Origin of the sequence: Chryseobacterium sp. CBTAP 102, assembly GCF_003201365.1 — a bacterium.
In the GTDB taxonomy this organism is placed as follows: domain Bacteria; phylum Bacteroidota; class Bacteroidia; order Flavobacteriales; family Weeksellaceae; genus Chryseobacterium; species Chryseobacterium candidae.
The window spans coordinates 62195-77130 of record NZ_QICX01000005.1 but is presented as its reverse complement, the minus strand read 5'-3'; the positions used below and the strand labels follow the sequence as shown (position 1 = coordinate 77130).

Below are 14936 nucleotides of genomic sequence, written 5' to 3'. Positions count from 1 at the left end.
GTACAGATTTCATATAAATTTTCGTACAGATTTTCTCTAATGATTTTCTAATAACATTCTAAAGCTTCTCTAACAGTAAAAAAGCATAATGGTCTTTACTTTTGCACAGTAAAAAATAAAGCATATGGACTCAGATCCTTACCGTCATTATCAATCTTAAAAGCTTTAGTTGTACTCACTTTTCCCGTACAGCTGAAAAGCTTTATAAAACAGGAAAAGTTATGAATACATTTGAATTCACCCTACGATTACTCACCGCATTCTGTCTGGGAGCCGGTATTGGTTTCGAAAGACAGTGGCGTAAAAAAAATGCAGGCCTTCGCACCAATACGCTGGTATGTATCGGCTCTGCAGCCTTTGTATTAATTGCCATCAGAATTGGTGGCGATGCGGCCGGACGAATCACCTCTTATATTGTCAGCGGAATAGGTTTCCTTGGCGGCGGTGTTATCATGAAAGACGGTCTTACCGTAAGAGGATTAAACACGGCAGCCACATTATGGTGTTCGGCGGCCATAGGCGCACTATGCGCTTTGGGATATCCTTTAGAAGCCCTCATCACAGTTCTCTTCATTGTCTCTACCAATATATTTCTGAGACCTACTATGGCCTCTCAGAAAGAAACCAGAAGCAAAAAATGGCTCAGTACCAGGAAAAATAACAAAGAAAAAGTAAAAATCAGCAACAGCACTCAATTGTATTAAGATCATGAAAAAAGTAATCTTAAGTAGTATTATTCTCTTTGCAGTTTCCTGTAAAGACAATACAACCCAGCCAAACAAAGAACCGGAAATAATGACCCGCGGTAATCAGATTACTGTTCCGGAAACCCATCCTGTTTTCAAAAAAATTAAAACGCAGGTTATTATCGAACAGGAACATAGTGATGGTGTGGTTTCAGCAGGAACAATCCAGGCAATACCCAATCATTATGCGGAAATTGCCAGTCCTTTTTCCGGAAGAATTATCCAATCGTTTATTCAGCTTGGACAACATGTATCTGCGGGGAGTCCTCTTTTTGAAATTCTATCATCAGATTATTTTTCAGTTCAAAAGGATTATACAGATGCACTGAATGATGTACAGCTCGCAGAAAAAAATTACAGACGCCAGCAGGACCTTGTAAAACATGGAGTTGGCATTCAGAAAGAACTGGATGAAGCAGAAACTGATTTTAAAAATAAAAAAACATCTCTCTCCAATGCTTCTTCTGCCTTGAAAGTCTATAACAGTAAAGGCGGAGGTATAGGAAGTCCACTCGTTGTAAGAGCACCCATTAACGGAGAAATTATTTCCAACAAAATTGTAAACGGGCAATATCTGAAAGGAGATGCAGATCCGGTAATAATCATCGCAGAATTATCAAAAGTCTGGATTTCCGGTGATGTAAAAGAAAAAGACATCCGTTTTGTCAATAAAGGAGATCAGGTTTCTGTAAAAGTAAGTGCATATCCCGACAGCAATATTACCGGAAAAGTATACCATATCAATGAAGTTGTAGACGAAGATACCCGAAGCATCAAAGTCCTTATTGAATGTGACAACCCGGACAGAAAACTAAAGCCAGGCATGTACGCTACAGTCAACTTTTCAACAACTCCGGAAAAGACAGTGATGATTCCCGTAACCGCTTTAATGCAGCAGGACAATTCCCAGTATGTATGGGTAAAAACCGGTAAGAATCAATATACAAAACGTTCTGTGACAACAGGAGAAACCGATGAAAAAACAGTTAGAATAACATCAGGCTTACAACCCGGAGAAACCATCATGACCGAAGGGGGAATTTATATGCCGGATGCAAAATAATGTAAAAGAAAAACGATGAAGAAATTACTGACAATCTCTATACAGAAGAGATGGCTTATGCTGGCTCTCTTCCTTTTACTGGGGTTCTTCGGGTATTATTCCTGGACCAGATTATCCATAGAAGCTTATCCCGATATTGCTGATGTAACCTCTCAGGTGGTAACGCAGGTTCCGGGTCTGGCTGCTGAAGAAGTAGAACAGCAGATCACTATCCCTTTGGAAAGATCCCTGAATGGTCTTCCGGGAATGCATGTGATGCGAAGCAAAAGTACCTTCGGGCTTTCCATTATTACTATGGTTTTTGATGATGGTATAGACGATTACTGGGCAAGGCAGCGTATCCAGGAAAGACTGACGGATGTGGAGCTTCCTTATGGTGCACAGCCGGGATTAGATCCCCTTACCTCGCCCATCGGCGAAGTGTATCGTTATATTATCGAAAGTAACAATCACAGCCTGCGGGAGCTTACGGATTTACAGAAGTTTGTGATTATCCCCCGTATTAAACAGATTTCAGGGATTGCTGATGTGACCAACTTCGGGGGAATTACCACTCAGTTCCAGATTGAACTGGATCCGCATAAGCTTGAACAATACGGATTATCCCTTTCCGAAGTTACCGAAACGATCTCCAAAAACAATGTGAGTGCCGGAGGAAGTATGCTTCCCCGTGGGAACCTTGCGTACGTAATCCGCGGAATCGGTTTGGTAAAAGATTTGGATGATCTTGGAAAAATTGTAGTCAAAACCCAAAATGGAGTTCCTGTTTTTCTGAATGACGTAGGAACATTGAAATACGGAAATCTGGAAAGAAAAGGAATCCTTGGCTACACAGACCATAAGCGTAATTATTCCGAAAGCGTAGAAGGAATTGTACTTTTATTAAGAGGTCAAAATCCTTCACAAGTTTTAGAAGGGGTTCATGAAGCTATTGAAGAACTGAATAACGAAACACTTCCACCGGGTGTAAAAATCCATCCTTTCCTGGATAGAACAGACCTTGTAAAAACCACGCTTACCACAGTTTCTCACACCCTCACCGAAGGAATTGTTTTGGTTATTATTGTGCTGATTGTATTTTTGGGAAGCTGGCGTGGAGCATTATTAGTGGCTATTACCATTCCGCTTTCTTTGTTATTTGCTTTTATATTGATGCATTTTACCAATATTCCGGCCAATCTGCTTTCATTGGGAGCAATTGATTTTGGAATCATTGTAGACGGGGCAATCGTCATGCTGGAAACCATTCTGAAAAAAAGAGAAGAAAATTCAGAAGAAACACTGGAAGAAAAAACGATTACTCAAAGAGTGATTGAAGTAGCCAAACCTATTTTCTTTTCCACCATCATTATCATTACTGCTTATCTTCCATTGTTTGCATTTGAAAGAGTGGAAAAAAAATTATTTACCCCTATGGCTTTTACTGTTGGATATGCTCTGTTGGGAGCTCTGGCTGTAGCATTACTGCTGATCCCCGGATTAGCGTATGTGATCTATAGAAAACCACAAAAGATCTATCACAACAAATGGCTGGAAAAACTAAGCACAGCTTACGGAAAGAGCATTGAAAAAATAATGCAGACTCCCAAAAGAGTTATCATTCCTATTATGATTGTTCTGGTATCTGCCGGAGTTCTCTCCTGGCATGTAGGAAAAGACTTCCTTCCGGAGCTGGATGAAGGTTCTATATGGCTGCAGGTACAGCTGCCACCCGGAATTTCTTTAGCCCAATCAAAGGAAATGAGCGATACCTTGCGCGCCCGTACTTTAAAACATCCCGAAATTACTTATATGATGGTTCAGGCAGGACGTAATGATGATGGTACAGACCCGTGGACGGCTTCCCACTTTGAAGTTTCTGTCGGAATAAAGCCCTACAGCGAATGGCCGGCAGGAAAGACAAAAGCAGACCTTATCAAAGAACTCGCAGCTGATTATAAAGATATGCCGGGATTCACCGTAGGTTTTTCACAACCTATGATTGACGGGGTAATGGATAAAATTTCCGGAGCTCACAGCGAATTAGTAGTAAAGGTGTATGGAGAAGATTTTAAAGAAACCAGAAGAATTGCTGAAAATGTATTGTCTACTTTAAATAAAATTCCGGGTTCTGCAGACCTTGCCATTGATCAGGAACCGCCATTACCTCAGTTGCAGATTATTGCCAACAGAGACAAAATTGCTCAGTATGGTTTGAATGTAGCAGATGTTGCCGACCTTATTGAAGTCGCTTTGGGAGGAAAAGCCATTTCCCAGATCTTTATCGGCAATAAGGTGTATGATATTTCATGCCGTTATACAGAAGACAGCCGCGACACACCAGATAAAATCGGGAACCTGATGCTTACCTCAGCTTCCGGAGCAAAAATTCCTTTATCACAGGTAGCAGAAGTGAAACTGAGTACCGGCGAAAGCACTATTACCAGAGAAATGAACAAAAGACATCTTACGGTAAAGCTGAATTTAAGAGGTACTGATCTTTCTTCTTTCCTGAAAAAAGCACAGGGTACAATTGAAAAAGAGATCAAATACGATCATGAGAAATACCAGATCAAATGGGGCGGACAGTTTGAAAATCAAAACAGGGCGTATTCAAGGCTGGCATTTATTGTTCCGTTAGCACTGGCCATTATGTTTCTGCTGTTGTATGGTGCCTTTGGAGATTTCAGACAGGCTTTGGTTCTGATGTCTATTGTTCCGCTGGCATTATTTGGCGGAATGCTCGCACTCAATATCCGGGGAATGTCTCTGAATGTATCCTCCGCAGTAGGATTTATCGCACTCTTTGGAGTTGCTATTCAGAACGGAGTGATTATGATTTCTCATATCAATGATCTCCGGAAGAAAGGATATGAGCTGAAACAGGCTGCCATCAAAGGCGCAAAAGACCGTTTCAGACCTGTACTGATGACCGCAACGGTTGCTGTAATCGGATTATTTCCGGCATCACTGGCCACAGGAATTGGTTCTGATGTACAGCGTCCATTGGCAACTGTCATTGTTTACGGGCTGATGTTCTCTACTATTTTAACCCTATTCGTGCTGCCTGCTATTTATTTTATGGCTGAACGCCTAAGCAAAAAACAAAATTTGGAATCAGATGAAAATTAAAGTTCATATTATCATATTATCTGTCGTATTGTTTAATATTACAGGTATGAAGGCACAGGAAAAAGAGCTTTTACCATTTGAAGAATACCTGAGTCTTGTCGGAAATAAGAATTTAGGCTATGCTTCTCAAAAGTACAATGTAAGTATGGCAGAAGCTGCTATCCAGACGGCTAATATGTTTCCTGATCCTGAGCTGGAAATGGAAACCACTAATAACGGTGTACATCAAAATATGGGATATGCCTACGGTGCTTCCATCGGCTGGACACTTGAATTGGGTGGTAAAAGAAAAGCCAGAGTTAATCTCGCCAGAAATCAATCCGAGCTGAGCAAAATACTATTGCAGGATTTTTTCAGGAATCTTCGTGCAGATGCCAGTTTAGGATATATTGAGGCTTTAAAATCCAAAGCTTTGCTTGAAGTGCAGCAGGATTCTTACAAAAATATGCAGCAACTGGCAAAATCCGACAGTATCCGCTACCAATTGGGAACTATAACATTAGTCGCTTCCAAACAGAGTAAGCTGGAAGCCGCTTCTTTGCTCAATGAAGTATATCAGGCTGAAAGTGCAGAACAGCAGGCTATCACCGGTTTATCGGTATTTCTGGGAGACAGCAAAATAACCGGCAGAGACGTTGCCGGAGATTTTAATGCCTTCAACAGAGATTTCAGTATGGATGATCTGATCCTCCAGGCTTTGAATGAGAGAGCAGATTTAATGGCCGCCAAACAAAATACGGAAGTTACCAAAAGCCAGATCAATCTTGAAAAAGCAAACAGAGTCATAGATCTAGGTATCAGTGCCGGAGCAGAACGACATACGGAAGCGACTAACGAAATTGCTCCTTCCCCAGCTGTAAATGCGGTAAAAATGGGCATTAGTATTCCCTTAAAATTTTCCAACAGAAGAAATGCAGGATTGAAAATAGCAGAAATGGCCCATTCGCAGGCGGAAGTTGAATATAAACAGATTGAACAGGGAATAAAAGCTGAAGTGATACAAGCCTATCAACACTATGCAGCCACTCAGAAACAGCTCAGACAATTTCATAACGGAATGCTTTCGGAAGCACAAAGCATTCTGGAAGGGATTACCTACAGCTATAAAAGAGGAGAAAGCTCTATCCTTGAAGTTTTGAATGCCCAGCGAACGTATAACAATGTAAGAAAAGATTATTATGAGGCTCTTGCAGATAACGCAGCCGCTTTGATTGAGCTTGAGCGAAAAGCGGGAATCTGGGATATTCATTTTTAGCTGGAAGATGGGTTCTGGGAGTTTTATGGAAGCCGTGGATAGATGAAAATCATTTTATTAATTTGGCAACTATATACAATTTACACCATTGTCATTCTGACGAAGGAAGAATCCATGTAAAGCCTAGATTCTTCATTTCACTACGTTACATTCAGAATGACAGAGGGCAGCAGGATTAATGTAAAATTGTATATAAATATCAATAATTTTTAAAAACTCAAAAAATTATCATCAAATTGCAATCAATAAATCTAAAAACACAAATATAACTTCCAGCTTCAAGTCTTCCCGCCTCCAGCATAAAAAAGCCCTGAAATCTATTTGATATCAGGGCTTTTTTTATTTCTTATACTGTGATTCATAAATTTTGATCCAGTCATCAGGCGTCATTTTCTGACTCAGTTCAGCTATCAGTTCAAAAGGAATATCTTCTGCTTTTTTGAAGCGTACACAGGATTTACCCATATCCAGCTTCTTTTTGGAATGTTTGGGATATTCTGCCACAAACCATTCTAGTAATTCCGGTGTGGAATACAATCCCATATGATAGAGTGCTATAAAATTCTTCTGGGAAGCTATATTAATGAATGGCAGCGGCGTTCCGGGTGCACAGTGATATCCGGCAGGATATGTTGACAAAGGAACTACCCAGCCTATCATTCCGTAATTTGTGGCTTCTTCAAAACCTTTCGGGAGATTATTATTCACCGTATCAAAAAGTTTTTTAAAAGCTTCCTGTCTTTCTTCGGGAATCTTGGAGATATAATCTTCTATGGAAACTGACTGAATCTGCATATTGTATTTTTTTCTAAAATACGATTATTTTATGAAATTGTATACACTGAACATCTGAACCTCTTTGCTGCTCTTTTGAAGGAACATCATTTTATTCACATTCGGAACGTACTGAATCATATTCCCGTCTGCAAAACCGTAGTTCTGGAAGAAATTTTTTCCCTTATAATCAAGGCTTACTTCCTGAGGTTTCAGATTGGCAAAGTCAAAAACTTTCATTGAAAACCCTGTGTTACCGAAAGCTCCTTTAGGGTAGAAAGCGGAAATATAAAGCTTGTCTCCAGCTTCCACCACATGAATTCTTTTCCCGGTAGAAGTTCCAGCTGCTACAAATTGTTTTACCTCACCTTCTTTATTAAACTTAATCAGCATTCCCGCATCCAGAGAATATACAGGATCAGGGAAGCGGTTCATTGCTGTAGGCATCGGTCTTGTTACTGTTTCCTGCTGAACAGCCATTAAAGTCTCATCCCCTTTCACAATCGTTTTGATGACCTTCACATCGTTCATATCTTTACTTCCTGCCAGATTGGTATTGCTGATGACCGCTTTTCCGGATTTCATGTCATAAAACATTACTGTTCCGAAAGTACTTGATCCAACAGTAACTGTTGCATTTTTTCTTCCAAAAGTCACCAGATAATCATTGTCATTTTTACTGAAAGCATATAATTTTTCAGGAATATATTTATCATCAAACGGAAGGTCTTTATCTTCAGTATTGGAAACCAGTTCCAGCTTATAAGATTCCTTCCAGCCTGCAGCCTTACGCAACACAACTATTTTGGCCGAATTAGTTAATGTTAAAGACTTTTCAACATAATCACTGCTTAATGTGATTTCTTTGTTCCAAACCGGAGTAAGTGTTCTCAGATCCAATACCAGAACATCATTCACATTCTCTGTTTTTTTGTTGGCAAATCTGTCATTGAAGATCGCAGCATATTTTCCGTTTTCTGAGAAAAGAACATAAGTTGTTCCTGATCTGTTGGTAGATTCAATGCTGTATTTTGCAATACTCTTTGTGGTAAAAGTGCCTTCCTTTCTGCTGAAAACATGCTGAAAAACTTCTTTTCTGTTTTCTTTTCCGAAATACTCTTCCGTAAATGCTATCAATTTATCATCATCGATCTGTTGTGATCCCAGATAATTGTGAAGCACACCGTTTGTTTTGTTGGCATAATCTTTCACATAAGTATCCACAAGACTTCCGTTCTGATCCAGTTTTCTCATCAGCAATTTTTTGTGAGGGAAAACATTTCTCATCAGTCCGTCAATATTGATAACACTGAACATATAAGAATTATAATCATCTGCCAGTACCAGTTTATCATCCGTTTCAAGATTGGCATCCACAGTGAATTTTGTTCCTTCTGTCACTTTGGTCTGTGCGTAAGAGTACACAGAAGCGGTAATTAATGCCGAAGCAAAAATCTGTTTAATCATATTGTTTTCTTTAGTTATTATAAATTTTTTCTTCCAGTCTTTTCAGTTCAAGATTGGCATCGTAGGATAATTTGATATCCACTAAATGCTCCTGTAACTCATTTAAATATTTCTCTGCTTCCTGATAGTTTCCTAAAGCAATATTCAATCTGATCAGGTTAAAATAAAGATATTCTCCGATCTTCTGATTGTAAACAGCTTTCTTATCGTTGTAATTTACTTTTGTTAAAGCTGTTTTCCAAAGATCAATTCCTTTCTGCATATTTTCCATGGCTACTTTGTTTGGTGCGTAATCTGATTTTGCCTGAAGTTTCTTCAGATTGGTCGTAACGTAGATATATGCTTTTTCCAGATCATCATATTCACCTTTATTTTTTACAGTCGCTAATGTTACTGTAGAGTTGATCGTCTGATACCCGAAGTTTTCATTGATAATATTTCTTGTACGGTCAATCGTTCTTTGCAGGAATCTTTTTTCCTGAGCATTCAGATTAATTTCATTAGTCGGAACACTTGCTATTTCTGTAAAATCTGAGAAATAGGTTTTATCCAGCTTTACAGTACCACCTTGCTTCGCTGTGATTTTTGTTGGCTGATTGGCAAAAGTCTTTCCCTGATTGTCCTGAAAATTTGTTCTTTCCATTTCAATCACAATATCAAGATAATTCCCACCTTTTGAAAAGCCGGTCACATCTATTTGGGAAGCCAGAATTTTGTTATCCACAATTAAAGCATCTCTCAGATCGGGCTGCTGATAAACCGGCATTGAAGGAATATTAAGTACAGGTCTTGAAGGAAGTCTCAGCACAGGAGCTCCGTTGGTAGCTGCAATTTTTTCAACCGCTGATAATTTGCTGTATTCTGCAGATTCCAGTTTGTATTTTTCCTGAAGTTTTTTCACCTCAGCATCATAGTCTTTTAATCTTTCCTGATGCTCATATTTGGCATTCTCAACATTAGTATGATAATTATCTACCTTTTTCTGATGGTCTTCTTTCGAAATTCTTATGACATCGTCTTTTGTAATATTATAGGGAGACTTTACCGTAATCATGTAATTTCTGTTAGAAAGTTCCGTAGGAAACACTGGTTCTTTTAAAAGCTGAAAACTGATTACTTCTTTATCAATTCGCTGAGCCTGGGAAAATTCGGAATAAAATAATGGTATTAAAAAAAGCAGTTTAAATTTATTCATGGATGTTATAGTTTTCAATGCAAATGTATAATAATTTTATGGACAATTTCTGATAATATTTTGTCCAGTTATTATTAAACTGCTCATAAAAAAAGGCAGCCACACGAGTGCAGCTACCTACAAAAATTATTAACTCAAAAAACTTTATTTTTTAATGGCTTTTACTGTTGATTTTGAACCATCTTTAAAGTTCATTGTCACCAAGTATAAACCGGCATTTAATTCACCTAACTGAAGTACTGTTGATGGGTTATCTATGGCTTTCACCTCTCTTCCCGCCACATCTGAAACTGTTATACTCTTAACATTTTTTATATCATTAATATGAAAAACATCTTTAAAAGGATTTGGATAAATATCTCCTTTTTTAAAACCATTTACTTCAGCAGTACTGAGTTGGGTATTTTTGTCTGCAGAAAAAGCAAAAAGGTTGACAATACCATCACCTCCGCTTTTTGTAAGGGTAACACTTTTTACAGATTTAGACTGGTTGGCTGTATCCATATTCAGTGCAAACTGATATATTCTGGGATTAAAGCTATCAGCTTCTATATCATCAATACCCACAACAACTCTTCCCAGACCCTGAACCGCATAATTGGAACCGCCATACCAATCAGGAATACTGATATTGGAAAATACCTGAGAAGTATTATCTGTAAATGTCACTGTAGCCATTACGGTAGCCGCACCACTTCCGCTTGTTGCAAGCATATACAGTTTTAAAGCTGCTAGTGGTGTTATAAATACAAGGGTTCCATTTTGCCCGGCAGTTTCCAACCTCAGCGAATTATTGGAATTCAGATCTCCCAACTGATAACTCAATCCGGGAGTTGAGGCTACTACAGAATTAATAATACCATTCACAGGTATACCAAAAGCCAGAGGCGGATCAGAACTCACTGCTTTAAAATCTGTCGCTACAAAAGCATACCCTACCCCATCAATATCATTGGAAACGGAATCATAAGAAGATCCGATACCATTAGCTATAACATCATCCGTATATCCGGACAGAACAGGCATTGTTTGAAAATTTTGAGCCTGCATTACAACGGTAGAGAATAAAACAACGCATGAAAGCTTTTGTAAGAATAATTTTTTTTTCATAAAGAGATCTTTTTTGTGTTTAATCTAATCCAAAAATAAAAAACCCATAATAAAAAAGCTATTTCACATAACAATAAATAACATATTGACTTAAATTGCAAAAAAAAGCTACAAAAAGGCTAAAATTATTAGTACTCAAAAAACTTATAATGAATATTATTTACTTATTCTGAATAATAGATCTTGGAAGCTAGAAATTATCTGCCTTATAAAAATTGGAATATCAAATCTCGGAAAGTTACACCTGATCACAAAAAAGGCAGCCACACGAATGCAGCTGCCTACAGAAATTATTAACTCAAAAAATTTTATTTTTTAATGGCTTTTACTGTTGATTTTGAACCATCTTTAAAGTTCATCGTTACCAAGTATAACCCGGCATTTAATTCACCTAACTGAAGTTCATTAGTTGGATTGTCTATAGCTTTCACTACTCTTCCCGCTACATCCATAACCGTTACAGATTTAACATCCCTGATATCCGCAATATGCAGAACATCTTTGAAAGGATTAGGATATACATTCACTTCTTTTTTCTTCAAATTCGTTTCTGAAGTGGATAAAGAGGTAGCCACTTCAAATGTAAAATCAATGAATTCTCCTCTTGAAATAGCAGTGCAGGGGTTTGAAGGAGCTGTACTGTTATAATCAGTCACCACTCTCATTCTATAAGTTCCAAGAGGTGTTCCTGCAGGTACAGTGATAGATCCCGAAGTACTTGTAATATAAGTGTTGGTAACAAACATTCTTTCTGAAGCTTCAAAAGTTAAGTTATTATTCCAGTCTACCCAAACGCCAATTCCACATGTAGGACCACCGGCAGTAAAAGATACTGAAGTACTGGATCCCGGAGCATTTATTATTTTGTTGCTGCTTGCTGTTAAGTTTTGATAACCACCTGCAACACTTGAACCGGACGAATAAGCCATATCTACAAGTCCTCCTGTAGAACTGAAATCAGAAAGCCAGGAATTCTGAGAACCGGATGAAGGCAGACAGTACCCTGTTCTGAATGCAGTAGCTTCACTCCAGATACTTTTGTCACTGGCACTGCATACAGATCTTACCCATGCATAATAGTTCGTATCCGCAGATAGTAAATTCAATGGCGCAGAAATAGTGGTAGAAGTTACAGAATTGGAAGCATTCAAAACCGTTGTAGCATCAGGCGCAGTATTGGTTGTACTGTAATATACTTCGTATCCGTTTGCAGGAACTGAAGCTGATGCGGTCCAACCGATTGTTGCTGAGTTCATTGTTACGTTTGATGACGTAAGTGCAGTGGGCTCAAGGCAGGAAGGGATATTCTGAACGGTAATATTATCAATATAAATAGAACGTGAAGAACCTCCTAAACCATGTTTAAATGCTAGCTGTAAATCAGTACCCGCCGGAATATTAACTGTATATTGAGTGTGGGTAGTTGTTAAAGCAATAGGAGCTCCAATTTGTGTAAAGGAATTGGGATCTGTAGGATTTGATAATGTTCCCACTAACAATGTATAATTACTTCCTCCTCCTCTTGCATAGAACCTTACACGCTTCGTACCATCTGAAAGGTTGATAGTAGGAGGTGCAACCAGCATCTGACTACCCGTAGTAGCAGTTGAATTGGTCATATAATAAGCGTTAGGAGCTGAATAATTATTTGTTGTTGTTACATATCCATAGCCTGCAAATGATGCACTTTCCAGATATGCCCAGCAGCTTGGAGCATTGGTATTTGAAGTTGAACCTGTACTTGTTGTATCAAAATTCTCTGTATATGGAACAGTGAAAGTAGAACAGGCTGTTTTAAATGTTCCTGCAAAAGACCATACGCTTTGGCTGGTTGCAGTATTACAGTTGGATTTCACCCAATAATAGTAGGTTGTATTTGAATTGAGACCTCCTATTGTTGTACTTGTTCCTGTTACTCCAGGATAAGTAGGGGTTACTGAATTTGCAGGAGTTGTGTTTGAGGTACTGTGATACACATCATAACTGGCAGCGCTCCCCGTCCAGGAAACTAAAGCAGAATTAGCTGTGACTCCGGAAACCGCCTGCAATGCTGGAGGTGCACAGTCTGAATACACATCTGCTGAAAAAGCAAAAATATTAGGATAACCCGAACCGCTTGCTTTGGTTACCATCACACTTTGTATGGGTTTTGCCTGATTAGCAGCGTCTATTACTAATGCATTTTGATAAAGTCTCGGATCCGTAGTACTGGATTCTAAGGCATCCGTAGTTCTCTTAATCCTTCCTATTCCCTGGATGGCAAAATTGGATCCACCATACCAGTCAGCAAGACCTATATTGGAAAATACCTGGCTGCTTCCATCCGTAAAATTAACTGTAACATTTACAGCAGATGTTCCGCTACCGCTGGTAGAAAGCATATACAAAGTAAAAGCGGGTTTAGGAGTGGTAAAAGTAAGAGTTCCGTTATCATTGGTAGCAGCCAGTCTTAATGAGTTATTCGCACTTAAATTTCCTAAAACATAGCTAAGTCCGGGAGTTCCTGCAACAGCAGAATTAATAATTCCATTTATTGGCAGACCATAAGTAAGCGCCGGGCTTGTAGAAGTTAACTGAAAATCTCTTGCAACAAAAGCATAAGAAACTCCATCTACATCATTGGTTGTTGAAACTGATGAGGAACCTATTCCGTTTGCAATCACGTCTGCCGTATAGCCTGAAGAAACCGGCATTGGCTGAAAATTTTGAGCCATCATTACACTGGCTGAGAAAAGAGCGATGGCAGACACCGCTCTAGAAAATAAATTTACTATCATTTTAATTACATTTGCGGCGAAATTTATAAAAAATAACAATATAAAATTATTATTTTTAATTAAAAATCAATATTTAATTAATATTAACAAAATATCAACATCAAAATTTATCAGAATAATTAGAATTTAAAAGGTATATAAAAACTTGAGAAAACTCCTTCTTAATTAACTCATAATTTTATTATTGAGAAATTAAATCCTATTTTTGTCATACAAATTTTTTGAACAATGCCGAATATTTCAAACAGAGCACTGCATATGCCGCCATCGCCGGTAAGAAAACTGGTTCCTTTTGCATTACAAGCAAAACAGAAAGGAATAAAAGTATATCACCTTAATATCGGACAGCCTGATATTGAAACTCCGGAAACAGCTTTAAATGCTTTAAAAAACATCGATTTAAAAGTATTGGAATATGCGCTTTCTGAAGGGAATATTGAATACAGAAAAGCCCTTACAGAATACTACCACTCTTTAGGCTTCTCAGATCTTACTCCTGACAACTTTATTGTTACCAACGGAGGTTCTGAAGCGCTTAACTTTGCGATTTCTACTTTATGTGACGAAGGGGATGAAGTGATTATTCCTGAACCTTATTATGCCAACTACAATGGTTTCACCAGCACATTTGATGTGAATGTAGTCGCTGTACCTTCTACAATTGATACTGGCTTTGCTTTGCCTCCTGTTGAGGAATTCGAGAAAAAAATTACAGAAAAAACAAGAGCAATCATTATCTGCAACCCTGGAAACCCTACAGGATATCTTTATACCCGTGAGGAACTTCAAAAACTGGCAGAAATTGCTTTGAAATATGACATCGTAATCATTTCTGATGAAGTATACAGAGAATACGTATATGATGGAAAGCAGCAGATTTCAATGCTTGATTTCCCTGAATTAGCAGAAAACTGTATCATCATTGACTCTGAATCCAAGCGTTACTCTATGTGTGGGGTAAGAATCGGGTGTATGGTAACACGTTCCAACAAGATCCGCAATGCTGCCATGCTTTTTGCACAGGCAAGATTAAGCCCGGTTCTTTTAGGACAGATTGCAGCAACAGCAGCTCACCAGAATGATGGCCCCTACATCAGAGCCGTAAGAGAAGAATACACCCACAGAAGAAATGTATTGGTAGATCTTTTAAATGCTATTCCTGGCGTGATCTGCCCTAAGCCAAGAGGTGCTTTCTACTGTGTTGCAGAACTTCCGGTAGACGATACTGAAAAATTTGCCCAGTGGCTGCTTGAAAAATACTCTCTTGACAACGAAACCATCATGGTTGCGCCTGCAGGAGGCTTCTACAGCAATCCTGAATTAGGTAAAAAACAGGTAAGAATTGCCTACGTTCTGAAAGAAGAAGACTTAAAAAGAAGTGCTGAAATTCTTAAAGAAGCTTTAAAGAAGTACAGAGAAGAATTCAGTCTGTAAAATA

The 14936-nt window shown here is 38.5% G+C and carries 10 protein-coding genes; 5 read left to right on the top strand and 5 right to left on the bottom strand.

The genetic code is table 11. From position 1 onward, the window contains the following. The first annotated feature begins 221 nt into the window (after window positions 1-221). From C8D70_RS08645 to C8D70_RS08630, 4 genes are read left to right on the top strand one after another with little or no spacing between them, the layout of a single operon-like run. Complete coding sequence (locus C8D70_RS08645) at window positions 222-704, top strand: MgtC/SapB family protein (RefSeq protein ID WP_076595888.1); 483 nt, start codon at window positions 222-224, stop codon at window positions 702-704. A gap of 4 nt (window positions 705-708) precedes the next feature. Beyond that, window positions 709-1809: an efflux RND transporter periplasmic adaptor subunit gene (locus tag C8D70_RS08640; protein WP_110367050.1), complete on the top strand. Its 1101-nt coding sequence runs from the start codon at window positions 709-711 to the stop codon at window positions 1807-1809. A 15-nt stretch (window positions 1810-1824) separates the two neighbouring features. Next, entirely contained in the window at window positions 1825-4920 is a 3096-nt protein-coding gene (locus C8D70_RS08635) for an efflux RND transporter permease subunit (protein WP_110367049.1), read from the top strand. Beyond that, a complete protein-coding gene (locus C8D70_RS08630; protein ID WP_110367048.1) occupies window positions 4910-6175 on the top strand; it encodes a TolC family protein in 1266 nt (421 codons plus the stop codon). Before C8D70_RS08635 ends, C8D70_RS08630 begins: the two co-directional genes overlap by 11 nt. A gap of 339 nt (window positions 6176-6514) precedes the next feature. On the opposite strand, the gene C8D70_RS08625 is transcribed toward C8D70_RS08630, so the two are convergent. The 5 genes from C8D70_RS08625 to C8D70_RS08605 form a co-directional block, all read right to left on the bottom strand. Beyond that, window positions 6515-6970 carry a DUF1801 domain-containing protein gene (locus tag C8D70_RS08625; protein ID WP_110367047.1) on the bottom strand — a complete coding sequence of 152 codons (456 nt, stop codon included), beginning with the start codon at window positions 6968-6970 and terminating at the stop codon, window positions 6515-6517. A gap of 24 nt (window positions 6971-6994) precedes the next feature. After that, complete coding sequence (locus C8D70_RS08620) at window positions 6995-8416, bottom strand: hypothetical protein (RefSeq protein WP_110367046.1); 1422 nt, start codon at window positions 8414-8416, stop codon at window positions 6995-6997. Window positions 8417-8426: 10 nt separating this feature from the next. Further along, the gene (locus tag C8D70_RS08615; protein WP_110367045.1) at window positions 8427-9611 is read right to left on the bottom strand and encodes a hypothetical protein; all 1185 of its coding nucleotides are present in this window, start codon (window positions 9609-9611) and stop codon (window positions 8427-8429) included. A 144-nt stretch (window positions 9612-9755) separates the two neighbouring features. Next, entirely contained in the window at window positions 9756-10721 is a 966-nt protein-coding gene (locus tag C8D70_RS08610) for a T9SS type A sorting domain-containing protein (protein ID WP_110367044.1), read from the bottom strand. Window positions 10722-11029: 308 nt separating this feature from the next. Further along, window positions 11030-13498, bottom strand: coding sequence for a GEVED domain-containing protein (locus tag C8D70_RS08605; RefSeq protein WP_110367043.1), 2469 nt, complete (start codon window positions 13496-13498; stop codon window positions 11030-11032). Between the two features lie 228 nt (window positions 13499-13726). Here C8D70_RS08605 and C8D70_RS08600 point away from each other — a divergent pair, with 228 nt between their 5' ends. Then, on the top strand, window positions 13727-14932 hold the full coding sequence (locus tag C8D70_RS08600; RefSeq protein ID WP_076595879.1) for a pyridoxal phosphate-dependent aminotransferase: 1206 nt from the start codon (window positions 13727-13729) through the stop codon (window positions 14930-14932). Window positions 14933-14936 lie beyond the last annotated feature (4 nt).